At 60.6% G+C, this 25,683-nt stretch carries 26 protein-coding genes; 11 read left to right on the top strand and 15 right to left on the bottom strand.

Annotated elements, in window-relative coordinates:
• Nucleotides 1-27: 27 nt before the first annotated feature.
• From hpf to QF043_RS24165, 4 genes are read left to right on the top strand one after another with little or no spacing between them, the layout of a single operon-like run.
• Nucleotides 28-333 carry a ribosome hibernation-promoting factor, HPF/YfiA family gene (gene hpf / locus QF043_RS24150; RefSeq protein ID WP_056859024.1) on the top strand — a complete coding sequence of 102 codons (306 nt, stop codon included), beginning with the start codon at nt 28-30 and terminating at the stop codon, nt 331-333.
• 9 nt (nt 334-342) lie between these two features.
• Nucleotides 343-807, top strand: a complete 465-nt coding sequence (gene ptsN, locus QF043_RS24155; RefSeq protein WP_307420447.1) for a PTS IIA-like nitrogen regulatory protein PtsN — start codon at nt 343-345, stop codon at nt 805-807.
• A gap of 2 nt (nt 808-809) precedes the next feature.
• Nucleotides 810-1,667, top strand: a complete 858-nt coding sequence (gene rapZ, locus QF043_RS24160) for an RNase adapter RapZ (RefSeq protein ID WP_056859026.1) — start codon at nt 810-812, stop codon at nt 1,665-1,667.
• A 16-nt stretch (nt 1,668-1,683) separates the two neighbouring features.
• Nucleotides 1,684-1,956 carry an HPr family phosphocarrier protein gene (locus QF043_RS24165; protein WP_017138240.1) on the top strand — a complete coding sequence of 91 codons (273 nt, stop codon included), beginning with the start codon at nt 1,684-1,686 and terminating at the stop codon, nt 1,954-1,956.
• A gap of 37 nt (nt 1,957-1,993) precedes the next feature.
• Here the strand turns inward: QF043_RS24165 and QF043_RS24170 are convergent, their stop codons facing one another.
• The 6 genes from QF043_RS24170 to pmbA all read right to left on the bottom strand — a co-directional run bounded on the left by QF043_RS24170 (nt 1,994) and on the right by pmbA (nt 7,233).
• Complete coding sequence (locus tag QF043_RS24170) at nt 1,994-2,887, bottom strand: ZIP family metal transporter (protein ID WP_307420448.1); 894 nt, start codon at nt 2,885-2,887, stop codon at nt 1,994-1,996.
• Nucleotides 2,888-2,919: 32 nt separating this feature from the next.
• The gene (locus QF043_RS24175) at nt 2,920-3,531 is read right to left on the bottom strand and encodes a superoxide dismutase (protein WP_058419317.1); all 612 of its coding nucleotides are present in this window, start codon (nt 3,529-3,531) and stop codon (nt 2,920-2,922) included.
• A gap of 1 nt (nt 3,532) precedes the next feature.
• Nucleotides 3,533-3,961 (bottom strand): hypothetical protein, encoded by a 429-nt coding sequence (locus tag QF043_RS24180; protein ID WP_065930275.1) that lies wholly within the window; start codon nt 3,959-3,961, stop codon nt 3,533-3,535.
• Between the two features lie 27 nt (nt 3,962-3,988).
• Nucleotides 3,989-5,365: a lyase family protein gene (locus QF043_RS24185; RefSeq protein WP_307420450.1), complete on the bottom strand. Its 1,377-nt coding sequence runs from the start codon at nt 5,363-5,365 to the stop codon at nt 3,989-3,991.
• Entirely contained in the window at nt 5,358-5,753 is a 396-nt protein-coding gene (locus tag QF043_RS24190) for a hypothetical protein (protein ID WP_058419314.1), read from the bottom strand. Before QF043_RS24190 ends, QF043_RS24185 begins: the two co-directional genes overlap by 8 nt.
• 133 nt (nt 5,754-5,886) lie before the next feature.
• Nucleotides 5,887-7,233 carry a metalloprotease PmbA gene (gene pmbA / locus QF043_RS24195; protein WP_307420451.1) on the bottom strand — a complete coding sequence of 449 codons (1,347 nt, stop codon included), beginning with the start codon at nt 7,231-7,233 and terminating at the stop codon, nt 5,887-5,889.
• A 108-nt stretch (nt 7,234-7,341) separates the two neighbouring features.
• On the opposite strand from pmbA, the gene yjgA reads away from it, so the two are divergent.
• On the top strand, nt 7,342-7,863 hold the full coding sequence (gene yjgA, locus QF043_RS24200; RefSeq protein WP_017138246.1) for a ribosome biogenesis factor YjgA: 522 nt from the start codon (nt 7,342-7,344) through the stop codon (nt 7,861-7,863).
• Between the two features lie 45 nt (nt 7,864-7,908).
• Here the strand turns inward: yjgA and tldD are convergent, their stop codons facing one another.
• From tldD to mreB, 8 genes are all read right to left on the bottom strand, one after another.
• Nucleotides 7,909-9,351, bottom strand: coding sequence for a metalloprotease TldD (tldD, locus tag QF043_RS24205; RefSeq protein WP_056859033.1), 1,443 nt, complete (start codon nt 9,349-9,351; stop codon nt 7,909-7,911).
• Nucleotides 9,352-9,367: 16 nt separating this feature from the next.
• Complete coding sequence (locus QF043_RS24210) at nt 9,368-10,219, bottom strand: carbon-nitrogen hydrolase family protein (RefSeq protein ID WP_307420452.1); 852 nt, start codon at nt 10,217-10,219, stop codon at nt 9,368-9,370.
• Nucleotides 10,220-10,267: 48 nt separating this feature from the next.
• Nucleotides 10,268-14,083: a YhdP family protein gene (locus QF043_RS24215; RefSeq protein WP_307420453.1), complete on the bottom strand. Its 3,816-nt coding sequence runs from the start codon at nt 14,081-14,083 to the stop codon at nt 10,268-10,270.
• A 76-nt stretch (nt 14,084-14,159) separates the two neighbouring features.
• Nucleotides 14,160-15,617, bottom strand: coding sequence for a ribonuclease G (gene rng, locus QF043_RS24220; RefSeq protein ID WP_010213134.1), 1,458 nt, complete (start codon nt 15,615-15,617; stop codon nt 14,160-14,162).
• A gap of 71 nt (nt 15,618-15,688) precedes the next feature.
• Nucleotides 15,689-16,285: a nucleoside triphosphate pyrophosphatase gene (locus QF043_RS24225; protein ID WP_307420455.1), complete on the bottom strand. Its 597-nt coding sequence runs from the start codon at nt 16,283-16,285 to the stop codon at nt 15,689-15,691.
• 51 nt (nt 16,286-16,336) lie between these two features.
• Entirely contained in the window at nt 16,337-16,825 is a 489-nt protein-coding gene (mreD, locus tag QF043_RS24230; RefSeq protein ID WP_017138250.1) for a rod shape-determining protein MreD, read from the bottom strand.
• Entirely contained in the window at nt 16,825-17,889 is a 1,065-nt protein-coding gene (mreC, locus tag QF043_RS24235; protein WP_373460788.1) for a rod shape-determining protein MreC, read from the bottom strand. The genes mreD and mreC overlap by 1 nt, the downstream gene beginning before the upstream one ends.
• Before the next feature lie 186 nt (nt 17,890-18,075).
• Entirely contained in the window at nt 18,076-19,113 is a 1,038-nt protein-coding gene (gene mreB / locus QF043_RS24240) for a rod shape-determining protein MreB (RefSeq protein WP_002555108.1), read from the bottom strand.
• A 210-nt stretch (nt 19,114-19,323) separates the two neighbouring features.
• Between mreB and gatC the strand changes: the two genes are divergently transcribed.
• The 6 genes from gatC to QF043_RS24270 all read left to right on the top strand — a co-directional run bounded on the left by gatC (nt 19,324) and on the right by QF043_RS24270 (nt 24,549).
• Nucleotides 19,324-19,611 carry an Asp-tRNA(Asn)/Glu-tRNA(Gln) amidotransferase subunit GatC gene (gene gatC, locus QF043_RS24245; RefSeq protein WP_003188556.1) on the top strand — a complete coding sequence of 96 codons (288 nt, stop codon included), beginning with the start codon at nt 19,324-19,326 and terminating at the stop codon, nt 19,609-19,611.
• A 16-nt stretch (nt 19,612-19,627) separates the two neighbouring features.
• Complete coding sequence (gatA, locus tag QF043_RS24250; RefSeq protein WP_307420457.1) at nt 19,628-21,079, top strand: Asp-tRNA(Asn)/Glu-tRNA(Gln) amidotransferase subunit GatA; 1,452 nt, start codon at nt 19,628-19,630, stop codon at nt 21,077-21,079.
• A gap of 10 nt (nt 21,080-21,089) precedes the next feature.
• Complete coding sequence (gene gatB, locus QF043_RS24255) at nt 21,090-22,535, top strand: Asp-tRNA(Asn)/Glu-tRNA(Gln) amidotransferase subunit GatB (protein ID WP_307420458.1); 1,446 nt, start codon at nt 21,090-21,092, stop codon at nt 22,533-22,535.
• Between the two features lie 159 nt (nt 22,536-22,694).
• A complete protein-coding gene (locus tag QF043_RS24260; RefSeq protein ID WP_056859040.1) occupies nt 22,695-23,066 on the top strand; it encodes a septal ring lytic transglycosylase RlpA family protein in 372 nt (123 codons plus the stop codon).
• A gap of 56 nt (nt 23,067-23,122) precedes the next feature.
• Nucleotides 23,123-24,169, top strand: a complete 1,047-nt coding sequence (locus QF043_RS24265; protein WP_307421503.1) for a calcium/sodium antiporter — start codon at nt 23,123-23,125, stop codon at nt 24,167-24,169.
• Complete coding sequence (locus QF043_RS24270; RefSeq protein WP_065875108.1) at nt 24,166-24,549, top strand: carboxymuconolactone decarboxylase family protein; 384 nt, start codon at nt 24,166-24,168, stop codon at nt 24,547-24,549. Before QF043_RS24265 ends, QF043_RS24270 begins: the two co-directional genes overlap by 4 nt.
• A gap of 109 nt (nt 24,550-24,658) precedes the next feature.
• On the opposite strand, the gene QF043_RS24275 is transcribed toward QF043_RS24270, so the two are convergent.
• Nucleotides 24,659-25,600, bottom strand: coding sequence for an AEC family transporter (locus QF043_RS24275; RefSeq protein WP_017138257.1), 942 nt, complete (start codon nt 25,598-25,600; stop codon nt 24,659-24,661).
• Nucleotides 25,601-25,683: the final 83 nt, after the last annotated feature.

Below are 25,683 nucleotides of genomic sequence, written 5' to 3' on the forward strand. Positions count from 1 at the left end.
ATGCACTGGCAACGAAGGAGAAGCTGTATGCAAGTCAACATCAGTGGACAACATGTGGAAGTCACCCCACCACTTCGCGACTATGTCGTGCAGAAGCTGAAGAAGCTTGAGGGCCATTTTGACAAGATCACCAACGCGGAGGTCATCATGAAGGTCGACAAGCTTCAGCAGAAAATTGAAGCGACCCTCCAGATTCCCGGTGGTGAAGTGCAGGCCAAGGCCGAGCATGAAGACATGTATGCATCGATCGACTTGCTCACCGACAAGCTTGACCGCCAACTCTTAAAGCATAAGGAAAAGAATCTGCACCTGATGCAAGGTACAGGTCGTTAACTCTCCCCCATGATCCAACTTGAAACCATCCTGACCCCCGGCCGTTCCCTCGTGAACGCGCCGGGCGGCAGTAAGAAAAAAGCCCTCGAACACATCGCCAAACTGATCAGCCGTGAAGTGCCTGAACTGGATGAGCAAGTCGTGTTCAAGGCCCTGATCGACCGTGAAAAACTGGGCTCCACCGGTTTTGGCAACGGCATCGCCATTCCTCACTGCCGCCTTGAAGGCTGCACGTCTCCCGTCAGTGCGCTATTGCACCTGCAGGAGAAAATCGATTTCGACGCCATCGACGGCGCCCCGGTTGACCTGCTGTTCGTTCTGCTGGTCCCGCAAGCCGCCACCGATGCGCACCTGGAACTGCTTCGGCAGATAGCCAGCATGCTCGACCGCAAGGAAGTACGCGACAGACTGCGCAGTGCCAGCAGCAACGAGGCGCTATATCAGGTTGTACTTGATGAGCAAAACAGGCAGTAATCATGCGTTTGATCATCGTCAGCGGCCGTTCCGGCTCGGGTAAAAGCACCGCCCTCAACGTCCTTGAGGACAATGGTTTCTATTGCATCGACAACCTGCCGGCGGGCCTGCTGCCGGAATTGGCCGAACGCGCCCTGATCCACACTGAACTGGCGCAGCCATTGGTGGCCGTCTCGATTGACGCCCGCAACCTGCCCAGCCACCTTGAGCGCTTCCCGCAACTGCTCGAGGAAGTACGCGCCAAGCATATTCATTGCGATGTGCTGTACCTGGATGCCGACGAGGAGACGCTGCTCAAGCGTTTCTCCGAAACCCGTCGACGTCACCCCCTCAGCAGCCCGCATCGCTCCCTGGCCGAAGCCATCGAGGACGAAACCTCGCTGTTAGGGCCGATCATTGACCTCGCTGATCTCAAGATCAACACCACGGACCTCAACCTGTATCAGTTGCGCGATGCGATCAAGCTGCGCCTGCTGAACCAGCCGGAGCCAGGCACGGCCTTTCTGGTTGAGTCGTTCGGGTTCAAGCGCGGGATGCCGGTGGATGCCGATCTGGTGTTCGACGTGCGCTGCTTGCCCAACCCTTACTGGAAGCCGGAGCTGCGTGACCAGTCCGGTTTGGACCAGCCGGTGGCCGAGTACCTGGCGGCGCAACCGGATGTCGAGGAGATGTTCCAGGATATCTCCAGCTACCTGCTCAAATGGTTACCGCGCTTTGCCGCAAGTAATCGGGCTTATGTCACCATTGCCATCGGCTGCACCGGCGGCCACCATCGCTCCGTCTACCTGACCGAACGCCTGGGCCAGGTGCTGCAACAAACCCTCAAGAACGTCCAGGTTCGCCACCGCGACCTTAGCTGAAAGGAACACCCCCGCGATGCCCGCTCTGGAAATTGAAATCATCAACAAGCTGGGCCTGCACGCCCGCGCCTCGGCTAAATTCGTCGGCGTTGCCGGGCAGTTCCCTTGCCAGATCCGCGCCGGGCGCACGCCAGAGTCGATGGTCGACGGCAAAAGCATCATGGCCATGATGATGCTGGCTGCGGGCAAGGGCACCAAGATTCACTTGAAGACCGAAGGCGAACAGGAGCAGGAAGCGATGGATGCTCTGGTCAAGTTGATCAACAACTACTTTGATGAGGGTGAGTAAACTCACCCTTTGAGACGGGTGTGGGGCTGCAATGGCCTCACCCTAGCGCGGTATCCATCACCATCATCAAACAAAACCCGATGCACAACCCCAGGCTGGCAAGCTTTTCGTGACCGTTGCGGCGCGATTCCGGGATCACTTCGTGAGTCACCACCAGCAACATAGCCCCCGCCGCCAGCGCAAGCCCCAACGGCAACAGAACCTCAGCCAGACTCACCAGCCATGCACACAGCACGGCAAACACTGGCTCGACCAATCCTGACGCAGCGCCGATCAAGAACGCTTTGACCCGCGACATGCCCGCCCCTGCCAGCACCAGCGCGATCACCAACCCTTCCGGCACATCCTGCAGGGCAATGCCCATGGCCAGGCTGTCGGCATCCGGCATGCCGCCACCGGCAGAAACCCCCACCGCCATGCCTTCCGGAATGTTATGGGCAATGATGGCGAACACAAACAGCCAGATGCGCGGCGCAATAACCGGTTTATCCGGCGTGCCCACCAGCATTTCCGGGCTCGCGCCGGAGACCTTGCGGTCTACCAGATACAACCCGAACGCGCCGAGCATGATGCCGAAGCTGATCAACCCACTGGCGCCCCAGGGTGAGAGCCCTAGGCCTTCAGCGGCTGCAATACCGGGCACGATCAGCGAAAACGCAGTCGCCGCCAACATTACCCCGGCACCAAAGCCCAGCAAGGTATCGCTCAGCGCTACCGGCATGCGGCGTATTACCAGTACGGGCACCGCGCCCAGCGCAGTGCCGAGCGCGCAGATCGCCCCACCCTGCAAAGCGCGCAGGATACGCGGTTCAAGGTTTAGCCAGGCCAGCCCGTGGGCCACCAGCAATGCAGTCCCGGCCAACAGCAACAGCGAGCCAAACGCATAACGAAACATTCGCCCGCTGCTGATCGCCAGTGTTTCAGTGCCCATAGTCGGCCTTAGATCTTGTTATAGAGTGAAAATCAGGCCAAAGCGGCCTGGTAGCGTGCGGCGACTTCCGGCCAGTTGATGACGCTGTAGAAGGCGTTGATGTATTCCGGGCGACGGTTCTGATACAGCAGGTAATAGGCGTGCTCCCACACGTCCAGGCCGAGGATCGGCGTGTTGCCGCTCATCAACGGGCTGTCCTGGTTGCCACTGCTTTCCACTACCAGCGTCTTCTGCGGGGTGACGCTCAGCCAGGCCCAGCCGCTGCCGAAGCGGGTCAAGGCGGCCTTGGTGAAGGCCTCTTTGAAACTGTCGAAGCCGCCCAATTGCTCGTCGATGGCTTTGCCCAGTGCACCTTCGGGTTTGCCGCCGCCCTTTGGCGACATCACCGCCCAGAACAACGAGTGGTTCGCATGACCACCGCCTTGGTTGATCACGGCAGCACGCAGTTTTTCCGGCAGTTGCTGCACGCTGGACACCAACTTCTCTACCGGCCAGCCCGCGAACTCCGTGCCTTCGACCGCAGCATTGAGGTTGTTGATGTAGGTCTGGTGATGCTTGGTGTAGTGGATCTCCATGGTTTGCGCATCGATATGCGGTTCCAGGGCATCGTAGGCGTAAGGCAGGGCAGGCAAGGTGTAGGTCATATCAATGTGCTCCGTAGTGTGGAGTGATCGGTTGCGCCGCAGCACCACCCAGCAGGCGATGGGTACGCGGGTATTCGCCGTGATCGCTGATGAAATTCAACAGTTCGACATAGGTTTTGCTGCTCTGGCGCAGCGCCGCCTCGCGCAGTTGCGGGCTCAGACGCGGGTCCTGCATGGTCTGCAACAGCCGCTGGTGAATGGCGCAGAGGTATTCCGCACTTTCCTCCGGCTGGTTGAGGCGCAGGTGCAGGTCCGCCAGGTTGTGATGGGAAATGACGCAGGCCGCCACTGCTTCGTCGGCATCCGCCCAACGCTCGAACAACACTTGAGCCAGGGCCAGGGCTTGCAGATAGGCTTCGCGAGCGTCGACCAGCTCGCCCGCCATAAAACAGCGATTAGCCCGTTCGATCGTGCGTTTCCAGTGCTCCATGGTGAGCCTCCAAAGCAGGGTCGGTGATTACACGCCGCCGGCCGTGAGCTTTTCCGGGTCCAGCAGGATCTCCAGTTGGCTACGTGGCAAGTCGGTGTGCTCGAGGGCGACATCGATCACCGGGCGGCCTTGCTGATAGGCCTTCTTGGCGATTTCAGCGGCCTTTTGGTAACCAATGATCGGGTTGAGTGCGGTGACCAGGATCGGGTTGCGCGACAGCGCTTCCTTAAGCTTGGCTTCGTTGACCTTGAAGCTGGCAATGGCCTTGTCGGCCAGCAGGCGGCTGGAATTGGCCAGCAGTTCGAGGCTGCTGAGCAGGTTCTGGGCGATGATCGGCAGCATCACGTTCAGCTCGAAGTTGCCAGACTGCCCCGCCACAGTGATCACCGTGTCATTGCCGATGACCTGCGCCGCGACCATGGCGGTGGCTTCCGGGATCACCGGATTGACCTTGCCCGGCATGATCGAGGAGCCTGGCTGCAAGCCTTCCAGTTCGATCTCACCCAAGCCTGCGAGCGGGCCAGAGTTCATCCAGCGCAGGTCGTTGGCGATTTTCATCAGCGACACTGCGGTGGCTTTCAACTGGCCGGACACGGCGACGGCAGTGTCCTGGGAGCCGATCAGCGCAAACAGGTTTTTGCCCGGTGTGAATTTCACCCCGGTCAGGCTGCTCAGTTGCTGACTGAAACGTGCTGCAAATTCCGGGTGTGCATTGATCCCGGTGCCAACCGCTGTGCCCCCCTGTGCCAGGGCCTGCAAGCTCGGCAGCAAATCCTGCAAGTGGCCGATATTGGCCTTGAGCTGTTGCGCCCAACCATTAAGCACCTGGCTCATGCGCACCGGCATGGCGTCCATCAGGTGCGTGCGGCCGGTCTTGATGAACGGGTGGACTTCTTCGGCCTTTTGCTCGATGACTTGTACCAAATGCAGCAAGGCCGGCAGCGTTTGCTCATGCAGCACCAAGGCTGCGCTGACGTGGATGGTGGTTGGGATAATGTCGTTGCTGCTCTGGCCACAGTTCACGTGGTCATTGGGGTTGACCGGCTCACCCAGCAAGCGGCTGGCCAGGGTCGCAATCACCTCGTTGGCATTCATGTTGGAACTGGTGCCGGAGCCGGTCTGGAAGATATCCACCGGGAAGTGCGGCATGAAGTCGCCTTCGAGCAGGCCCTGGGCCGCGTCAACGATGGCCTTGCCCTGCCCTTCGCTGATTTGCTTGAGGTCGACGTTGACCTTGGCGGCGGCGACCTTGGCCAGGATCAGGGCGCGAATGAATTGCGCCGGCATGCGTTGATGGCTGATCGGAAAGTTGTTCACCGCGCGCTGGGTTTGCGCGCCATACAAGGCCTCGGCGGGTACTTGCAGCTCGCCCATGCTGTCGCGTTCGATACGGGTGTTACTCATCGTTTGATCCTTGCACCAGGTCGGAGTGAGAAATAGACGGCAGCAATTCGCAGGTCGCCAATTGCCAGGCAAAGGTCTGCCAGCGCTTGAGGCGGCAGGCACAGTGGGAAAGTTTTTCCAGGTCGCGCAGTGGGCGCCAGGCCTGGTCCAGGCACATGGATCGCCAGTGCCAGGGCAAGGCGATGTCGCTGGCGGTGTCGATCAAAAGGCGGAATGACGTTTCGGCGATCGTCCACGGATGGGTCGCGGTGCAGCACGCCAGGTATCGACCCTCGTTGAGGTAGTGTTCGATCAGGCGCGGCTCATTGGGATCGAGACCGCAGCGAATCTGACGACTCATCCAACGCCAACTTTCCAGGTACGGATCCTCATGCAGGACAGAACTCATGATCCACGCTCATTCGGTAATGATATTTATTATTAAATGATATTGAGAATCAAAACAAGCGTGGCAAATCGCAGCCATAAAAAAAGGCACGCCATCTCGAGGATGGCGTGCCTTTTCATGAAGCGTCGCGCCGTTAACTGCCGGCGACGGTCATCCGCTCAATCAGCACCGAACCGGTGCGAATATTACTGCGCAGCTCCAGGTCATTCCCCACTGCGACGATCTGCTTGAACATATCGCGCATGTTGCCGGCAATAGTCACTTCCTGGACAGCGAACTGAATCTCGCCATTTTCCACCCAGAAACCCGCCGCGCCGCGCGAGTAATCACCGGTCACCATGTTCAGGCCACTGCCCATCAGCTCGGTGACCAGCAGACCGCGCCCCATACGACGCAACAGCGCTGCCTGGTCTTCGTCGCCATGGGTGACGAACAGGTTGTGCACGCCACCGGCATTCGCCGTGCTTGGCAGGCCCAGCTTGCGACCGGCGTAAGTGCCCAGTACGTAGGACACCAACTCGCCGTTCTCGACGAACGGTTTGGCATAGGTGGCCAGGCCATCCCCGTCGAATGCCGCACTGCCCATGGCACGCATCAAATGCGGGCGCTCATCGAGGGTCAGCCATTCAGGAAACAGCTTCTGGCCAATCGCACCTTCAAGGAACGAGGATTTTCGGTACAGGTTGCCGCCGGAAATCGCGCCCAGGAAACTGCCGAACAAACCACCGGCCAGCTCAGCCGAAAACAGCACCGGCACTTCACAAGTTGGTACCGGGCGCGCGCCCAGGCGGCTGGCTGCACGTTGCGCCGCGCGCTGGCCGATGCTGACCGGATCGGCCAGCAATTCGCCCTGACGGCTCACGTCGTACCAGTAATCGCGCTGCATCTGGCCATTGGCTTCGGCGATCATCACGCAGCTCAAGCTATGCCGAGTGGAGGCATAACCGCCGATAAAGCCATGGCTGTTACCGTAGACACGGCAGCCTTGATGAGTGCTCAACGTGGTGCCATCGGCGTTCTTGATGCGGGCATCGGCATCAAACGCGGCGGCTTCGCAGATCAGAGCCTTTTCGATTGCTTGCTCGGGCGTGATGTCCCAGGCGTGAAACAGATCGAAGTCCTTCAAGTCCTTGGCCATCAGCGCTTTGTCGGCCAGGCCCGAGCTTTCATCTTCGGAAGTGTGCTTGGCAATCGCCAGCGCCGCCGCGACGGTTTCACGAATCGCTTCCGGCCCACTGGCGGAGGTACTGGCCGAGCCTTTGCGCTGCCCGGCATACAACGTGATGCCGAAACCCTGGTCGCGATTGAATTCGACAGTTTCCACCTCACGCTGACGCACCGACGTCGACAGCCCCTGCTCCAGCGAAACGGCTACTTCACAGGCACTGGCCCCCTGGCGCTTGGCCTCGGCGAGGATCTGCTCGACTTGTTCCTGCAGTGCCGGTAACGCTTGCGGACCGACGCTTTGGGCTGCACTCATGGTTTTCTCCACTCAAATTCTGCTTTCGGTTAAGGCCATCGAGCGACCGGGCCGGACAAGCGGCCCCCGACTGGTTATCATGGCGGCGTTTCTTTGCGGACTGCCACCATGGTTGATTCTTACGACGACTCCCTCGATGGGGAGAAAAGCAAAACCCAGGTCAAACGCGAGCTGCATGCGCTGGTTGACCTCGGCGAGCGCCTTACAACGCTCAAGAAAGACTTGATTGCCAAATTGCCATTGACCGACGAAATGCGCCGGGCGCTTGCGGATGCTCCCAAGCACACCGCGAATATCGCGCGTAAGCGGCACATCATGTTTATCGGCAAGCTGATGCGCGATCAGGACACTGACGCGATTCTGGCGTTGCTTGATCAAACCGATGCCTCCACTCGCCAATACAACGAACGCTTCCATAACCTGGAGCGCTGGCGTGACCGCCTGATTTCGGGCGATGACGCGGTGCTGGAGAAATTCGTGCTGGACTACCCGGATGCGGACCGCCAGCAACTGCGCTCCCTGATCCGTCAGGCCCAGCACGAGCAGGCGCATAACAAGGCGCCGGCCACCAGCCGTAAAATATTCAAGTACATCCGTGAGCTGGACGAGACTCAACGCGGCCTGCGTTGATCCTCTTCCCCGGGTGGCGTTCTTCGCCACCCGAAGCTCCGGCCACTACGACCCCGTGCCACCCACGGTGATCGCATCGATTTTCAAGGTTGGCTGACCGACGCCGACCGGCACCGACTGCCCATCCTTACCGCACGTGCCTACGCCGCTGTCCAGCGACAGGTCGTTACCGACCATCGACACCTTGCTCATCGCTTCCGGCCCATTGCCAATCAACGTCGCCCCTTTGACCGGCGCGGTAATCTTGCCGTCTTCGATCAGGTACGCTTCGCTGGTGGAGAACACGAACTTGCCACTGGTGATATCCACCTGGCCGCCGCCGAGGTTGGCGCAGTAGATCCCGCGTTTTACCGAGGCGATGATTTCTGCGGGGTCGCTTTCGCCACCGAGCATGTAGGTGTTGGTCATGCGCGGCATCGGTAGGTGCGCGTACGATTCGCGACGGCCGTTGCCGGTGCGTGCAACACCCATGAGGCGAGCGTTGAGCTTGTCTTGCATGTAGCCCTTGAGCACGCCGTTTTCAATCAGCGTGGTGCATTCGGTCGGCGTGCCTTCGTCGTCGACACTCAGCGAGCCACGCCGGCCGGCCAGGGTGCCGTCATCGACGATGGTGCAGAGCTTGGACGCCACCATTTCACCCATGCGCCCGCTGTAGGCCGAACTGCCTTTGCGGTTGAAGTCACCTTCCAGGCCATGGCCAACGGCTTCGTGCAGCAGCACGCCGGACCAGCCCGAGCCCAACACCACCGGCAAAGTACCGGCCGGCGCTGGAATGGCTTCCAGGTTGACCAGTGCCTGACGCAGCGCTTCACGGGCATAACCCATGGCGCGGTCGTCAGTGAGGAAATAACGGTAGTCGGTACGCCCGCCACCGCCATGGCCACCGCGCTCGCGGCGACCATTCTGCTCAACAATGACACTCACGTTGAAACGCACCAGCGGCCGCACGTCTGCCGCCAGCCCGCCGTCCGTGGACGCCACCAGAATGCGTTCCCACACGCCGGCCATGCTCACGGTCACTTGCTGAATACGTGGGTCGAGGGCGCGGGTGGCGGCGTCGATACGCTTGAGCAAATCAACCTTTTCCGCGCGGCTGATCACTTCCAGCGGGTTATCCGGTGCGTACAGCTGGGCCACGTCCTGAGTGCTGAAAGCCTGCACGGTGCCATTCTGGCCAGCGCGGGAAATCGAGCGCGCCGCACGCGCCGCCAGGCCCAGGGCTTCAAGGGTGATGGCGTTGCTGTAGGCAAAACCAGTCTTTTCACCGGATTGCGCGCGCACGCCTACGCCTTGGTCAAGATTGAAACTGCCTTCCTTGACGATGCCGTCTTCGAGGGCCCACGACTCGGAAATCTGGCCCTGAAAATACAGGTCGGCCGCGTCGATGCCTGGCCCGGCCAGATCACCGAGCACGGTTTGCAAACTTTCGATGGTCACGCCACCGGGTGCCAGGAGGTGTTCACTGACTGAGGACAACAACTCGCTCATAGGTTTGGCCTTAAATTCATCGTTCTGAAGCAGGCCGCTGCGCGCCCTGCGAGAAAAAGCGCCGATGATTGACCACCGGCATGCGCGCCCTTATCGACGCCTGTTCACTGCTATCGCGTTCGGCCAACAACACCGCTTCGCCTTGATCCTGTTGTGTCAGCACACGCCCCCAGGGGTCGACAATGGCTGCGTGGCCAAAGGTTTCCCGTGGCCCCGGGTGCACACCGCCCTGAGCGGCAGCCAATAAATAGCACTGGGTTTCGATAGCTCGCGCCCGAATCAGTACATCCCAATGTGCAGCGCCGGTCACCGCCGTAAAGGCCGAAGGCGCAGTAATCAATTCCGCCCCCGCAGCACGCAGTTCGCTGTACAGCTCGGGGAACCGCAGGTCGTAGCACACCGTCAGGCCCAAACGCCCCACCGGCGTGTCCGCCACCACCACATTACTGCCGAAAGCATAGTCGTCGGATTCGCGATAACGGCCCCTGGCATCTGCAACATCGACATCGAACAGGTGCAATTTGTCGTACCGGGCAACGATTTCGCCCTGATCATCGATCAATAGCGAGCAAGCGTTGGACTTGGCGTGCGGTTGGTCCTGGGGCGGCAACGGCAAAGTGCCGGCCACTATCCATAAGGTGAGGTCGCGGGCGGTCTGTTTCAACCAGGGCAGTATCGGGCCTTCGCCCAAGGCTTCGGCGCGACCGATATCGGCCACGTCGCGGCGGCCCATGGCGGCGAAGTTTTCCGGCAGTACCGCAAGCTTCGCACCGCCCGCAGCCGCTTGCTCCAGCAAGCGCCGGGCCTGGGCCAGGTTGGCCAGCACATCGCTCTTCTGGCTGACCATTTGGATTACCGCAAAGGACATGGGCCGACACTCCGTAATAGGCATGCGGCCATGCTACTCCACAGGCTCTCAGTTTGGCTTTTCAAATGGCTTGTCGAAGGTGATTTTTGGATCCTTCCACGGGCCTTGCACCTTGTATTGCACGCTGGCGAAGCGCGAAACACGGTCACCGATCAGCTTGTCGATCAGGAACAACGCGCCGCCAATGGCGGGCGCGCCAACAATCAGCGCAGCAATCGGCAGGTTGTTGGTCACCGGCAACGTGACCAGCAGCTTGGCGTCGACACGGTCAGCCACCAGGTCGAGGGTGCCATTGAGTTCCAGGTTGGTGGAAGGGCCGGTCATGGTGATGGGTTCACGGGTGACGAACACCCCATCACTGGCGGCCAGCAGGCCTTTGACCCGGTCATAACTCAGGCCTTTGCCGAGCAGGTCCGAGAAGTCCAGGCGCAACCGGCGACCGATGGAATTGAAGTTGAGCAAACCAAACACCCGCAGGGCCTGGGCGCCACCTTCAACTTCAACAAACTGGCCTTTACGGAATGACGCATCCAGGCTGCCGGAGAAACGCTTGGGGCCCACCCACGCCGGCGAACCCGGCCACCGACCATCCACATCCAGATGGAAGTCTTCGCTGGTCACGGTCGGCGCAAAGCCCCAGCCCTTGAGCACATCGGCAATGTTCTTGCCGTCCAGGCGGCCCTTGTACCAACTGCTGCTGGCGCCCGGCGCGCCTTCCCAACCGCCGGCACCATTAAGCTGCATGCCCTTGAGGCCGAGGTTGAGGTTGTTGAAAGCCAGGCCTTTGGCAGTCGGGCGGATCTTCAGCGACCAGGCGCCCACCAGGTCGGGCCCCTGGAACAGCTGGTTGATCGCGATATCCAGCGCAGGGATGTCCTTGGGGTCGATATCTGCCAACGGGTCCGGTGCGTTTTCGTCGGCCTGCACGGTCGGGTCAACCGCCGGCAGTTTCACGTATTGCAGGTTGATCGCAATCGGCGCGCCTTTGGCGTCCGGCAGGTTGACCGTGCCCTTGGCCTGCTGGCTGTCGAGCTGCAAGCCCCAGGCGGCCGGCTTGCGGTCGAGCTGAAGGTTGGCCTGATCCAGCTGGGTGCCAAAACCGGTCAGCTTGCCGACTTTGAAGTCGGCACCACTGAGCAATTGCTTGGCGCTGCCGCCCGGGTCGTTACCTGCATAACGGTTGGCCAGTTGTTTCCACGGGTCGATGTCCAGTTCCGACAGCACACCGCGAATACGCAAGCCTTTGGCTGCGGGCAATACGGCATTGCCGGCGCCAAGGAACAACTCCCCGCGCCCGTCATTGAATTTGTCCGGCGGCGAAGCAAAGGTAAAGCTCGCCAATTCGCCGTAGTCGAACCAGTAACGACGCTCGGCACCTTGCAACGTCATGCGGAACACACTGTCACGGCCTTGGCTGGCAGGCATGCCGAAGGGCGCCGGCAGGTCTACCGCCACACCCTTCATACTGGAACTGACCATCAGCTGGCTGTCGGCGCCGTCCAGTGTAAGCTGCAATTGGTACGGAATATCACCGGACACCGGCAACGGCTGGCTGATTTTTAACCAATCGGTCAGGCGCTTGACCGTGACCTGGCCTTTGGCGGTGACGCGGGTACTGATGTTGCCCGGCTTGCCATCGGCAACAATTTGCGCGGTGATCGGCCGATCGAATGCCTGGGCCGAGATGTTCTGGCCACTCAAGCCCTTGCTGCTGTCGAAGCGGAAGTCGCCCTTGAGCTGTGTCAGGTCCAAGGTCGGCTCCGCCAATTGCAGACGGGCTTTGTCGGTCTTGAAGTCCACCACGATCCTGGGCTCTGTGCCTTTGACCAGCGGAATATCCAGGTCCAGGTTGCCTTGCAGGTCACCGTCGCCCTTCCAGCCGGCAAAGGTTGACCCCGTGCCTATCGGCGCGTCCTGCAGGATCTTCAAACCATCCCCCAGGCCGCCCGCAAACCCGCCGGTGATCAGCAAGTGGCTGTCTTTACCGGCCGGTGCGTGGGGAATATTGACGTAGACGTCCTTGACCTTGGTATCGAGCAATTGGCCCTTGCTGGCCAGGATGCGCACGCCGCTCTCCTCGACGAACACTTCGCCATTGACCTTGCTCACATGCGGCCAACCCGGCTGGAAGGCCAGTTCGGCGTCATGCACCTTGAAGAACAAACTGATGTTGCGCGCAGCGGGCAGCGCGTCATGGTTGAGCGAGCCCTGGTACTGGAAGAACCCTTCGTCCACCGCACCTTTGAGAATTGCGGTGCGCAGCCATTCATCCAGGGACGGGCTCAACACGGCCGGCAAATACTTGGGCGTGAAGCGGCCATCGCCATCGACCATACCGACCCGCAGGTCCATGTAATCTTCCTGGGCATGGTCAAAATGCAGGCGAATCAAGAAGTCGGCAGCCACTTTGCCCTCTTCGCCCAGCACCTTGATGTACGGGGCAATCAGGGTGAAGCCTTCTTTATCCAGCTTCCATGTCAGCCGCGCGTTGGCCTGGATGTACTGCCAGGGCTTGGCGAAGATCGGGTACAGGTGCAGGGAAAAATCCTTGCTGTCCATACGCAACTCACCCTGGCCCAAATCGCCACTGATGCTCCCGGATACGTTCCGTGCGGCTGGCGCACCGAAGTACGCGTCAAAACCGATGCGCTCAAGGTTGGCGGCGAAGCTGACTTTTTTATCGGTGGTGTCCTGCGGGCGGAAATCCACCAACACATTGCGCAACACGCCCGTGGCCTTCAGGTGCTCAATGGTCTTGGCAAAGCCTTCCGGCAATGGCGCCAGGGCATTCAACAGCGGGGTAATCGGGGTGAGGTCAAGACGGTCAGCCTGAAGCTTCCAGGTTTCCAGGTCTTTGTCGGTCGCCAAGCTTTGTTGCAGTTGCAGGTGTGATTCCCAACGGGTGTCGCCGATGTTCATCGCCAGCGAATCGAACAACACCTTAAGGCCACTGTCACTGCGTTGCAGGTAGGCGGTCAGGGCGAGGTTTTCGATATGCACAGGTTTGCGGTCGGCGTAACTGCCTTTTACTTGCGCTGAGTTGAGGCGCACCACGGCACTTTGGACGGTGCCCTTGGCCCAATTGAGCCAGACCTCGCCGCCAGCTTTGAACTGGGTGAGTTTCCATTGCTGGGTCAGCCTGGCGGGAATCCATTTGGCCCAGTCACTTTGGGGCAGGCTCAGGTAGGCTTCGACTTCACCCTCTTTCCATGCGCTGGCGCGAATACGGCTGCGCAGGCTCAGGGCCAGAGGCTGGCCATCCGGCAGGGTGAGGCGCGCATCCAGGCGTTGGCGGGTGTTGCCGGTATGCAGGCTCAGGCCCACATAGGTCAGGGTCAAGGGCGCCTGGTCGAACGGCTGCAACGTCACCTGGCTGTCGAGCAACGACACACGCTTGACCCTCTGCATGCGCGTGAGCAACTGCTGTGGGTCCAGCGGCTGGTCGTCCTGTACCGGCAAACCTTGCAGCGCCCAGTGGCCGTCCTGGTCTTCCTTGACACTCAACTGCAGGCCGCTGACTTCGAGGTGGGCGATACGCACTTCGCGCGCCATCAGGCTGGCCCAGATATCCGGCACCACTTCAACCTGATCCAGGCGCAAGGCGCTGTTGCCTTCGCCGACCATCACATCGTGGGCCATCAATATCGGCGCGAAACCACTCCAGCGCCCTTCGAGGCTGCCGATGTGCAGGGGCATTTCCACCGCAGCCTGCGCCTTGGCTTCAACTTCGGCGCGGTACTCCGCCACCAGTGGGACCAACTCACGACCCAGGCTCACGTACACCGCCGCCAATACCAGCAGCAAGGCGCACAGGCCCAGGCCCCAACGGGTCAAGGCGGCAAAAAAGCGTGTCAGACGCTCCATGTCAGGCGACCCTCAAGGCAGTTAGCGGACGGCAGATCAATGCCTGCCGGTCTCGAATAAATAAAGCGATTGGGGATCAGAGCAGCACCACGTCGTATTGTTCCTGGGAATACATGGTTTCGACCTGGAAACGAATAGTGCGCCCGATAAAACCCTCCAGCTCAGCGACGTTACCGGACTCTTCATCCAGCAATCGGTCGACCACTTTCTGGTTGGCAAGCACTCTATAGCCTTCGGCCTGGTAGGCACGTGCCTCCCGTAAGATTTCGCGGAAAATCTCGTAGCAAACCGTTTCCGGGGTCTTCAATTTGCCACGCCCCTGGCAACTGCTGCACGGCTCGCACAGCACTTGCTCAAGGCTTTCGCGGGTGCGCTTGCGGGTCATCTGCACCAGGCCAAGCTCGGTGATGCCGATGATATTGGTCTTGGCGTGGTCGCGCTCCAGTTGCTTCTCCAGGGTGCGCAACACTTGGCGCTGGTGCTCTTCGTCTTCCATGTCGATGAAGTCGATGATGATGATGCCGCCCAGGTTGCGCAGGCGCAGCTGACGGGCAATCGCAGTGGCCGCTTCGAGGTTGGTCTTGAAGATGGTTTCTTCGAGGTTGCGATGGCCCACGAACGCGCCGGTGTTGACGTCGATGGTGGTCATGGCCTCGGCCGGGTCCACCACCAGATAGCCGCCGGACTTGAGCGGCACTTTGCGCTCCAAAGCCTTCTGGATTTCATCTTCGACGCCATACAGGTCGAAGATCGGTCGCTCGCCAGGGTAATGCTCCAGGCGGTCGGCAATTTCCGGCATCAGCTCGGCGACAAATTGCGTGGTGCGCTGGAAGGTTTCCCGCGAGTCGATGCGAATTTTCTCGATCTTGGGGCTGACCAGATCACGCAAGGTACGCAACGCCAGACCGAGGTCTTCATAGATGACGCTCGGCGCACCAATGGTTTTGATCTGTGCGCCGATCTGGTCCCACAGCCTGCGCAGGTAGCGGATGTCCATGAGGATTTCGTCGGCGCCGGCGCCTTCAGCGGCGGTGCGCAGGATAAACCCGCCGGCTTCCTTGATGCCTTCGGCCGCTACGCAGTCGCTGACCACCTTTTTCAGGCGCTCACGCTCGGCTTCATCTTCGATCTTGAGGGAAATACCCACATGCGCGGTACGCGGCATGTACACCAGATAACGCGAAGGAATCGACAGTTGCGTAGTGAGCCGCGCGCCTTTGGAGCCGATGGGGTCCTTGGTGACCTGCACCACCAGGCTCTGCCCTTCGTGCACCAGGGCGCTGATACTTTCCACTGCAGGGCCTTCACGCAGGGAGATTTCCGAGGCGTGGATAAACGCAGCACGGTCCAGGCCGATGTCGACGAAAGCCGCCTGCATGCCCGGCAATACGCGCACCACCTTGCCTTTATAGATATTGCCGACGATCCCGCGCTTCTGGGTGCGCTCGACGTGCACTTCTTGCAGAACACCGTTTTCTACCACCGCCACGCGCGATTCCATCGGCGTGATATTGATCAGAATCTCTTCACTCATGGCTGGGTCTCGTTCAGGCGTTTTCACAATAGTGACCGATCGCTTAAGGCTTGGCGCGCAAATAAAGGCGTTCAGCGCGCGGTAAGGTTTTGCCAACAGGGTATGCCGAATTGGTCGAGCAGTTGCGCGGTTTCGCACACCGGCAGGCCGACCACAGCGGAATAGCTGCCATTGAGCCCGGCGACAAACACCGAACCCAGCCCCTGGATAGCATAGCCGCCCGCCTTGTCCGCAGGTTCGCCACTGTGCCAGTAGGTTGTAGCTTCCTCGACAGAAATACCGCGAAAACGAACACGGCTGCTTACACAGCGGGTTTCGCAGCGCTGGCCGTCGGTAAGGGCTATCGCGGTGAGCACTTCATGCTCACGGCCGGAAAGCGCCATCAGCATCGCCAGGGCATCGGCCTGGTCCACAGGCTTGCCAAGGATCTGGCCATCCACGATCACCGCCGTATCGGCACCCAGCACACAGGCGCCCGAGGCGTGTTCAAGCGCAGCAAAACCCGCCGTGGCCTTGCCGCGCGCAAGGCGTTCGACGTAGGCAACCGCGAGTTCATTGGTAAGAGGGGTTTCATCAATGGCGGCGCTGACCACGGTGAAAGGCACACCGATCTGGGTCAACAGTTCACGCCGCCTCGGTGAGCCCGAGGCCAGGTAAAGCGAATTCATTGCAGACTCTCCCTGTAGGGTTCGATAACCAGGCAGAGCCTCGCAATCCATTCAATTGATTTTATAGCGACGACGTAACCCACGCAGGCCGAAACTCACCCAAGGCCACAACAGCGCACTGACCAACGCCGGCAACACCAGCGCCAAGGTCGGTTGGCGGTTGCCGGTCAAGGCGCTGAGCCACAGTTGCACCAACTGCGCGAGGCCGAAGATCACCAGGATCACCAGGCACTGTTGCCACATCGGGAACATGCGCAAACGCTGCTGCAACGACAGCACCAGGAACGTAATCAGCGTGAGGATCAGTGCGTTCTGACCCAGCAAGGTGCCATAGAGCACGTCTTCCGCCAAGCCCAGGCACATTGCCGTCACCATCCCGACTTTGTGCGGCAGGGTCAGCGACCAGAAGGCCAGCAGCAACGCCAGCCAGAGCGGTCGCAGGATCTCCATGAATTGCGGCAGCGGCGAAACGCTGAGCAGCAAACCGATGGCGAAAGTCAGCCAGACGATCCAGCCATTACGCGAATGAGTACCGGCCATTATTCCTCCCTCTGCCGCGTGGTTGCCGGGGCTGCGGCCGCTGGCCGAGCGGCGGGTGTGGCGGCAGGCGTTGTCGCAGGCGGTTTGGCTGCGGCGGGTTTAGCCGGGCGGGCGTTGTGGGCGGCGGGTTTGACGGGCGTCGCCGCCGGCGCTGCCGGAGTTGCCACCGGTGCAGGCGGCCCAACAAAGGCTGGCTTGGGCACCGTTGCGGGAACGATCGGCGTTGTACCGTTCTGCTTGTCTTCCGCTTCCTGGGCTTGAGCGGCGTCGTTGGCGCGCTCTTCCGGGGTGCGGTTGTCGCTGAACACCAGCAGCAGGTAGCGGCTGCGGTTCAAGGCGGCGGTTGGCACGGCGCGTACGATAGCAAACGGCTGGCCGGAATCGTGGATCACTTCCTTGACCGTCGCCACCGGGTAACCCGCCGGGAAGCGCTGGCCCAAACCGGAGCTGACCAGCAGGTCGCCTTCCTTGATGTCGGCGGTGTCGGCCACATGTCGCAATTCCAGGCGTTCCGGGTTACCGGTGCCGCTGGCAATGGCGCGCAGGCCGTTACGGTTGACCTGTACCGGAATGCTGTGGGTGGTGTCCGTCAGCAACAAGACCCGTGAGGTGTAGGGCATAAGCTCCACTACCTGGCCCATCAGGCCTCGGGCATCGAGCACCGGCTGGCCCAGCACCACACCGTCGCGCTCACCCTTGTTGATGATGATGCGATGGGTAAAGGGGTTGGGGTCCATGCCGATCAACTCGGCCACTTCGACCTTCTCGTTGACCAATGCCGACGAATTGAGCAACTCGCGCAGCCGAACGTTCTGCTCGGTGAGGGCCGCGAGCTTTTGCATGCGCCCCTGCAACAGCAGGTTTTCAGTCTTGAGTTTTTCGTTCTCGGCGACCAGTTCGGTACGGCTGCCGAATTGGCTGGCCACGCCCTGGTAAAGACGTTGCGGCAGGTCGGTGATCCAGTAAGTCTGCATCAACACCAGCGACATCTGGCTGCGCACGGGCTTGAGCAATGCAAAGCGGGCATCGACCACCATCAGCGCGACCGAAAGCACGACCAGCACCAATAAGCGCACGCCCAATGAGGGGCCTTTGGCGAAAAGCGGTTTAATAAGCCGCTCCTCCCAGGCAAATGTTCTCTTTATTCATACGGCATCAAACCGGCCTGGATGCAGATTGAAGAAGATAAACGCCAACAGGCAGCACTGCAAAGTGCTGCCTGCGGGCGAAGCATGGTGCAACCAACGATCTTATTCGCTGGAGAGCAGGTCCATGGTGTGTTTATCCATCATTTCCAGTGCACGACCACCGCCACGGGCAACGCAGGTCAGCGGGTCTTCGGCGACGATCACCGGCAGGCCGGTTTCCTGGGCCAGCAGCTTGTCGAGGTCGCGCAGCAAGGCGCCACCACCGGTCAGCACCAGGCCACGCTCGGCGATATCGGAAGCCAGTTCCGGCGGCGATTGCTCCAGGGCGCTTTTCACAGCCTGAACGATGGTGGCCAGGGACTCTTGCAGAGCTTCCAGCACTTCATTGGAGTTCAGGGTGAAGGCACGTGGAACGCCTTCGGCCAGGTTGCGACCGCGAACATCGACTTCGCGAACTTCGCCGCCCGGGTAAGCGGTGCCGATTTCCTGCTTGATGCGCTCAGCGGTAGATTCGCCGATCAGGCTGCCGTAGTTACGACGCACATAGGTGATGATCGCTTCGTCGAAACGGTCACCGCCTACACGCACGGATTCGGCATACACCACACCGTTCAGGGAAATCAGGGCGATCTCGGTAGTACCACCACCGATATCCACCACCATCGAACCGCGCGCCTCCTCAACCGGAAGGCCGGCGCCGATTGCGGCAGCCATAGGCTCTTCGATCAGGAACACTTCGCGGGCACCGGCGCCAAGGGCCGATTCACGGATGGCACGACGCTCCACCTGGGTGGACTTGCACGGAACGCAGATCAGCACACGAGGGCTGGGCTGCAGAAAACTGTTTTCGTGAACTTTGTTGATGAAGTACTGCAGCATCTTTTCGCAGACGCTGAAGTCGGCGATCACGCCGTCTTTCATCGGACGAATGGCAGCAATATTGCCTGGTGTACGGCCGAGCATACGCTTGGCCTCGGTGCCTACGGCAACGACACTTTTCTGATTACCATGGGTCCGAATGGCCACAACCGATGGCTCATTCAGAACGATACCGCGCTCGCGCACGTAAATAAGGGTGTTGGCAGTGCCCAGGTCAATGGAAAGATCGCTGGAAAACATGCCACGCAGTTTCTTGAACATGGGGAAAGGACCCTAGGCAACGCGTGGGTAAAAAAGTGCGGCAAACTCTAACAACGACAGGGATTTTGGGCAAGGCGCCAATGTGCTAAATTGGCCGACTTTCTGTGCACCAACCCCCACAATCGCGGCCTTATGACCGTAGAAATGCGGTAGTGTTCCGACAATCTAACACACGGATGCCCTCCGTTCTGTTTTCCACTGGAGAAACCCATGGCGCTTGAACGCTCCGACGTGGAAAAAATCGCGCATCTGGCCTCGCTTGGCCTGAATGACGCCGATCTTCCACAGACCACCGCAGCCCTGAACAGCATTCTCGGGCTGGTCGACCAAATGCAGGCCGTGAATACTGACGGCATCGAGCCCCTGGCTCACCCGCTGGAAGCCAGCCAGCGCCTGCGCGCAGACGTTGTGACCGAGCGAAATAATCGCGAGGCCTACCAGTCCATCGCGCCAGCGGTCGAAAACGGCCTGTACCTGGTTCCGAAAGTCATCGACTAAAGGGAAAGAGCCTTTCATGCATCACATGACTCTGGCCGAGATCGCCCGCGGTCTCGCCGACAAAAAGTTTTCTTCCGAAGAGCTGACCCAGACCCTGCTGGCGCGTATTGCCGCGCTGGACCCCAAGGTCAACAGCTTTATCAGCCTCACCGAGGAGCTGGCCCTGAGCCAGGCCAAGGCCGCCGACGCACGTCGCGCCAACGGTGAAAACGGCGCACTGCTGGGCGCACCGATCGCCCACAAAGACCTGTTCTGCACCCAGGGCATTCGCACCAGCTGCGGCTCGAAGATGCTCGACAACTTCAAGGCGCCCTACGACGCCACCGTGGTGTCCAAGCTGGCTGCCGCCGGGGCCGTGACCCTGGGCAAGACCAACATGGACGAATTCGCCATGGGTTCGGCCAACGAGTCGAGCTACTACGGCGCGGTGAAAAACCCGTGGAACCTGGAACACGTGCCCGGCGGTTCATCGGGCGGTTCGGCTGCTGCCGTTGCTGCGCGCTTCCTGCCGGCTGCGACCGCCACCGACACCGGCGGCTCGATCCGCCAGCCTGCGGCTTTCACTAACCTCACTGGTTTGAAGCCGACTTACGGTCGCGTTTCCCGCTGGGGCATGATTGCCTACGCCTCCAGCCTCGATCAGGGCGGCCCGCTGGCACGCACGGCAGAAGACTGCGCAATATTGTTACAAGGTATGGCCGGGTTCGATAAACAGGACTCCACCAGCATCGATGAGCCGGTGCCGGACTACAGCGCCAGCCTTAATACCTCGCTTAAAGGCCTGCGTATCGGCGTGCCGAAAGAGTATTTCAGTGCCGGTCTCGACCCGCGTATCGCTGAACTGGTGCACAACAGCATCAAAGAGCTGGAAAAGCTCGGCGCGGTGATCAAGGAAATCAGCCTGCCGAACAACCAGCACGCGATTCCTGCGTACTACGTGATCGCGCCGGCAGAAGCCTCCTCGAACCTGTCGCGTTTCGACGGCGTGCGTTTCGGCTACCGCTGCGAAAACCCGAAAGACCTTACCGACCTGTACAAACGCTCCCGTGGCGAAGGCTTCGGTGCCGAAGTGCAACGCCGGATCATGGTCGGTGCCTACGCGCTGTCCGCCGGTTACTACGACGCGTACTACCTCAAGGCGCAAAAGATCCGTCGCCTGATCAAGAACGACTTCATGGCTGCCTTTGAAAAAGTCGACGTGATCCTCGGCCCGACCACGCCGAACCCGGCCTGGAAGATCGGCGCCAAGACCGGCGACCCGATCGCCGAGTACCTGGAAGACCTCTACACCATCACCGCCAACCTCGCGGGCTTGCCGGGCTTGTCCATGCCCGCAGGTTTCGTCGATGGCCTGCCGGTCGGCGTGCAATTGCTCGCCCCGTATTTCCAGGAAGGCCGCCTGCTCAATGTGGCGCACCAGTACCAGTTGAACACCGACTGGCACACTCGCACCCCTACCGGCTTCTGAGGAGAACACTATGCAATGGGAAGTTGTGATCGGGCTGGAGATTCATACCCAGCTCGCCACCCAATCGAAGATTTTCTCCGGTAGCGCCACCACGTTCGGCTCCGAGCCCAACACCCAGGCCAGCCTGGTGGACCTGGGCATGCCCGGCGTACTGCCGGTGCTGAACGAGGAAGCGGTGCGCATGGCGGTGATGTTCGGCCTGGCGATTGACGCCGAGATCGGCCAGCACAACGTGTTCGCGCGCAAGAACTACTTCTACCCGGACCTGCCCAAGGGCTACCAGATCAGCCAGATGGAATTGCCGATCGTCGGCAAGGGCTACCTGGACATCCCGCTGGAAGACGGCACCATCAAACGTGTCGGCGTGACCCGTGCGCACCTGGAAGAAGATGCCGGCAAGAGCCTGCATGAAGAATTCAACGGCGCCACCGGCATCGACCTGAACCGTGCCGGCACGCCGCTGCTGGAGATCGTCTCCGAGCCGGACATGCGCAGCGCCAAGGAAGCCGTGGCCTACGTCAAGACCATCCACGCGCTGGTGCGTTACTTAGGGATCTGCGACGGCAACATGGCCGAAGGTTCGCTGCGTTGCGACTGCAACGTGTCGGTGCGGCCAAAAGGCCAGGCCGAGTACGGTACACGCTGCGAGATCAAGAACGTCAACTCGTTCCGTTTCATCGAGAAGGCGATCAACACCGAAGTGCGTCGCCAGATCGAGCTGATCGAAGACGGCGGCAAGGTGATCCAGCAAACGCGCCTGTACGACCCGAACAAAGACGAAACCCGTGCCATGCGCAGCAAAGAGGAAGCCAACGACTACCGTTACTTCCCCGACCCGGACCTGTTGCCGGTGATCATCGAGGATTCGTTCCTTAATGACGTGCGTGCCACCCTGCCGGAATTGCCGCCGCAAAAACGCGAGCGTTTCCAGGAACAATTCGGCCTGTCGGTCTACGATGCCAGCGTATTGGCCTCCAGCCGTGAGCAAGCCAACTACTTCGAAAAAGTCGTGAGCATTGCCGGCGACGCCAAGCTGGCGGCCAACTGGGTGATGGTTGAGCTGGGCAGCCTGTTGAACAAACAGGGCCTGGAGATCGACGAAGCCCCGGTGACCGCCGAGCAGTTGGGCGGCATGCTGCTGCGCATCAAGGACAACACTATCTCCGGCAAAATCGCCAAGACCGTGTTTGAAGCGATGGCCGCAGGCGAAGGCAGCGCCGACGACATCATCGAGAAGCGTGGCCTCAAGCAAGTCACCGACAGCGGCGCTATTTCGGCCGTGCTTGATGAGATGCTCGCCGCCAATGCCGAGCAAGTTGAACAATACCGTGGGGCAGACGAAGCCAAACGCGGCAAGATGTTCGGCTTCTTTGTCGGCCAGGCGATGAAAGCCTCCAAAGGCAAAGCCAACCCGCAACAGGTGAACGAACTGCTCAAAAGCAAGCTCGAAGGCTGACAGCGGTGAATGGTCGGAGTGGGATTTCATGCCCAACTCGGACCCCTTGTGGGAGCGGGCTTGCTCGCGAATGCGGTGGGTCAGTGAAGAGATATTTAGCTGACACACCGCTTTCGCGAGCAAGCCCGCTCCCACATTTGATACGGGGCAGCATTGATAATGAAGCGTCTACTCGGCCTCCTGGCCCTGTTCTCTCTACTGGCCGGTTGCGCCAGCGGCCTCATCGACCCCAACGGCTACGACGAAACCGGCACCGCCTCCTATTACGGCGCCAAGCACCATGGCAATAGAACCGCCAGCGGTGAACCCTTCAACCAAAACGCCCTGACCGCCGCCCATCGGCGCTTGCCCTTTGGCACGCGGGTCAAGGTGACCAATCTCGACAACAACAGATCCGTGGTGCTGCGTGTGAATGATCGCGGCCCGCACACCCGTGGTCGCCTGATCGATGTTTCCCGCAAGGCGGCTGAGCAGCTCGGTATGCTGGGCCGTGGCACCGCGCGGGTTCGCGTGCAAGCGCTGAGCAACTGACAGGAGCCTTGGCCATTTCCGTACTCACCGCCCTCTCGCCCTTCAGCCTGCTCGAATTGGTCAGCGGCCTGCTGCTGCTGATCCTCGGCGCCGAAATCCTGGTGCGCGCCGCCGTGCGCCTGGCGGCCAGCCTCAAGGTGCGGCCGCTGATCATCGGCTTGAGCATCGTCGCCTTCGGCAGCAGCGCGCCGCAGATGACCGTCAGCCTGCAAGCCACCCTGGCCGGCAATACCGATATCGCCGTGGGCAGCGTGATCGGCAGCAGCATTTTCAACATCCTCGTCACCCTGGGCCTGTCTGCGTTGATCATCCCGCTGCGGGTATCGCGGCAATTGGTGCGCCTGGACATCCCGGTGATGATTTGCGCTGCGCTGCTGGTGTTTACCCTGTCGGCCAATGAAGAGCTGACGCCCGCTGACGGGCTGGTACTGCTCGCGGCGCTGGTGGCCTACCTGGGTGTGCTGCACTACCAGACCCGCTATTCCCGGCGCCCGCGCACGCTGGACACCGTGGCCAGGGCGCCGTGGTTGAGCAGCGTGTTACTGATGCTCGGCGGGCTATTGATTCTGGTGCTGGCCGGGCACTTGCTGCTGGGCGCGGCAGTGGACGTGGCGAGCGACCTGGGCCTGTCGGAACGCATCGTTGGCCTGACCTTGATCGGCGTCGGCACTTCGTTGCCGTGCCTGGCCACCTCATTGATTGCCGCCGTGCGCGGCGAGCGCGAGATTGCCGTGGGCAATGTGATCGGCAGCAGCCTGTTCAACCTGCTCGGTGTATTGGGGTTTACCGCATTGGTAGCGCCGTCACCGCTGTCGGTATCGCCCAACGCCCTCGATTTCGACTTGCCGGTGATGCTCGCCGTGGTGGCGCTGTGCCTGCCGGTGTTCTACACCGGTTACCGGGTCACCCGCGCCGAAGGTCTGGTATTGCTGGGCCTGTACCTGGTGTACGCGTTGCATGTGGTGTCGTTCACGTTCGGCATGCCCTTGGCTGCCCGGCTGGAAAAACTGATGCTGTATTACGTCCTGCCGGCGCTGGTGGCGTTTCTGCTACTCAGCACGCTGCGCGCCTGGCGCCGCCAACACAAGAGGGAAGCGCAATGACCGATCAGAAAAAGCCCGGCGTTGAGATGCGTCGCCAGGTAATGGGCGACGTGTTCGTCGATCGCGCCCTGGGCAACGCCACCGAGTTCACCCAGCCGCTGCAGGACTTTGTCAACGAACATGCCTGGGGCAGCGTGTGGAATCGCGAAGGCTTGCCCTTGAAGACTCGCAGCCTGATCACCCTCGCGGCCCTGACCGCACTCAAGTGCCCACAGGAACTCAAGGGCCACGTGCGCGGCGCACTGAACAATGGCTGCACGGTGGAAGAGATTCGCGAAGCGCTGCTGCATTGCGCGGTGTATGCGGGCGTGCCGGCGGCGATTGATGCGTTCAGGGCGGCGCAGGAAGTGATTGAGGCGTATCAGGCAGATAAGCAGTGACAGTTAGATAGCTTTCGCAGGCAAGCCAGCTCCCACATTTGAACTGTGAATACATTCAAAGTGTGGGAGCTGGCTTGCCTGCGATTGGCCCTAAAACACACCACAAAACCTAGATCCAACCACCCGCCTGCAACACAAAAATCCCGATATTGGTGGTCACCGCCGCCATCAACGTAGTGATCACAATAATCGCCGCCGCCAATTCATGGTTGCCCTCGGCAGCCCTGGCCATGACAAAACTCGCGGCCGCTGTCGGCGCGCCGAAATACAGAAACAAAATCCCCAATTCGGGCCCGCGAAAGCCCAACAGCCACGCGCCCAGCGTCGCGAATAGCGGCAGGCCGATCATCTTCACCAGGCTCGCACTCAAGGCCATGCTGCCGCTTTTGCGCAAGGCTGCCAACGACAAGGTACCGCCAATGCAGATCAGTGCCAGCGGTAAAGTCATGTCCGCCAGATACTGCCCGGACGACTCCAACCACCCCGGCAAGCCGATCTTGAAGATCGCGAACGGCGCGGCGACGATCACGCTGATGATCAGCGGGTTGGCTATCACGCTTTTGAAGATGCTCCACGGGTCGGACTTGATCACCGGGCTGTACACCGCCAGCACGATGGTCGACAGCGTGTTGTAAAACAGAATGACCAGCGCCGCGAGAATCGCGCCAAGGGAGATGCCGTAGTCGCCGTACATGCTGGCCGCCAGCGCCAGGCCGATTACGCCGTTATTGCCGCGAAACGCGCCTTGGGCATAAATGCCACGGTCTTCACGCGGGCAGCGAAAGATCGCCCAGCCCCAGGCCAGGGCAAAGCTCAGCAGCGTGGCGACGGCAAAGTAGATCAGCAAACCGGGCTTGAGCGCCGAATGCAGGTCGGCGTGAAGAATGCCGAGAAACAGCAGCGCCGGCATGGTGACGTTGAACACCAGCGACGATGCAACGTGGATGAAGTTGTCGTTGATCCAGTTGATGCGCTTGAGCAGCACCCCCAGAAACAGCATGGCAAACACCGGCGCGGTGATGGTCAGGGTGGTGAGGAAGATTGCCAGCATGCCGGGGAGAACCTTGGTGGGTGTCGTCAGGTGGCTAATGATAAGCCATGCAGCCCGGTTCGTCTGGGCAACCCCGAGCAAAT

The organism is Pseudomonas sp. W3I7 (assembly GCF_030816095.1).
In the GTDB taxonomy this organism is placed as follows: domain Bacteria; phylum Pseudomonadota; class Gammaproteobacteria; order Pseudomonadales; family Pseudomonadaceae; genus Aquipseudomonas; species Aquipseudomonas salomonii.

Excerpts from the sequence above, each read along its gene's own strand:
- hpf (WP_056859024.1), top strand. The coding sequence starts at position 28 with ATGCAAGTCAACATCAGTGGACAACATGTGGAAGTCACCCCACCACTT.
- ptsN (WP_307420447.1), top strand. The coding sequence starts at position 343 with ATGATCCAACTTGAAACCATCCTGACCCCCGGCCGTTCCCTCGTGAAC.
- rapZ (WP_056859026.1), top strand. The coding sequence starts at position 810 with ATGCGTTTGATCATCGTCAGCGGCCGTTCCGGCTCGGGTAAAAGCACC.
- QF043_RS24165 (WP_017138240.1), top strand. The coding sequence starts at position 1,684 with ATGCCCGCTCTGGAAATTGAAATCATCAACAAGCTGGGCCTGCACGCC.
- QF043_RS24170 (WP_307420448.1), bottom strand. The coding sequence starts at position 2,887 with ATGGGCACTGAAACACTGGCGATCAGCAGCGGGCGAATGTTTCGTTAT.
- QF043_RS24175 (WP_058419317.1), bottom strand. The coding sequence starts at position 3,531 with ATGACCTACACCTTGCCTGCCCTGCCTTACGCCTACGATGCCCTGGAA.
- QF043_RS24180 (WP_065930275.1), bottom strand. The coding sequence starts at position 3,961 with ATGGAGCACTGGAAACGCACGATCGAACGGGCTAATCGCTGTTTTATG.
- QF043_RS24185 (WP_307420450.1), bottom strand. The coding sequence starts at position 5,365 with ATGAGTAACACCCGTATCGAACGCGACAGCATGGGCGAGCTGCAAGTA.
- QF043_RS24190 (WP_058419314.1), bottom strand. The coding sequence starts at position 5,753 with ATGAGTTCTGTCCTGCATGAGGATCCGTACCTGGAAAGTTGGCGTTGG.
- pmbA (WP_307420451.1), bottom strand. The coding sequence starts at position 7,233 with ATGAGTGCAGCCCAAAGCGTCGGTCCGCAAGCGTTACCGGCACTGCAG.
- yjgA (WP_017138246.1), top strand. The coding sequence starts at position 7,342 with ATGGTTGATTCTTACGACGACTCCCTCGATGGGGAGAAAAGCAAAACC.
- tldD (WP_056859033.1), bottom strand. The coding sequence starts at position 9,351 with ATGAGCGAGTTGTTGTCCTCAGTCAGTGAACACCTCCTGGCACCCGGT.
- QF043_RS24210 (WP_307420452.1), bottom strand. The coding sequence starts at position 10,219 with ATGTCCTTTGCGGTAATCCAAATGGTCAGCCAGAAGAGCGATGTGCTG.
- QF043_RS24215 (WP_307420453.1), bottom strand. The coding sequence starts at position 14,083 with ATGGAGCGTCTGACACGCTTTTTTGCCGCCTTGACCCGTTGGGGCCTG.
- rng (WP_010213134.1), bottom strand. The coding sequence starts at position 15,617 with ATGAGTGAAGAGATTCTGATCAATATCACGCCGATGGAATCGCGCGTG.
- QF043_RS24225 (WP_307420455.1), bottom strand. The coding sequence starts at position 16,285 with ATGAATTCGCTTTACCTGGCCTCGGGCTCACCGAGGCGGCGTGAACTG.
- mreD (WP_017138250.1), bottom strand. The coding sequence starts at position 16,825 with ATGGCCGGTACTCATTCGCGTAATGGCTGGATCGTCTGGCTGACTTTC.
- mreB (WP_002555108.1), bottom strand. The coding sequence starts at position 19,113 with ATGTTCAAGAAACTGCGTGGCATGTTTTCCAGCGATCTTTCCATTGAC.
- gatC (WP_003188556.1), top strand. The coding sequence starts at position 19,324 with ATGGCGCTTGAACGCTCCGACGTGGAAAAAATCGCGCATCTGGCCTCG.
- gatA (WP_307420457.1), top strand. The coding sequence starts at position 19,628 with ATGCATCACATGACTCTGGCCGAGATCGCCCGCGGTCTCGCCGACAAA.
- gatB (WP_307420458.1), top strand. The coding sequence starts at position 21,090 with ATGCAATGGGAAGTTGTGATCGGGCTGGAGATTCATACCCAGCTCGCC.
- QF043_RS24260 (WP_056859040.1), top strand. The coding sequence starts at position 22,695 with ATGAAGCGTCTACTCGGCCTCCTGGCCCTGTTCTCTCTACTGGCCGGT.
- QF043_RS24270 (WP_065875108.1), top strand. The coding sequence starts at position 24,166 with ATGACCGATCAGAAAAAGCCCGGCGTTGAGATGCGTCGCCAGGTAATG.
- QF043_RS24275 (WP_017138257.1), bottom strand. The coding sequence starts at position 25,600 with ATGCTGGCAATCTTCCTCACCACCCTGACCATCACCGCGCCGGTGTTT.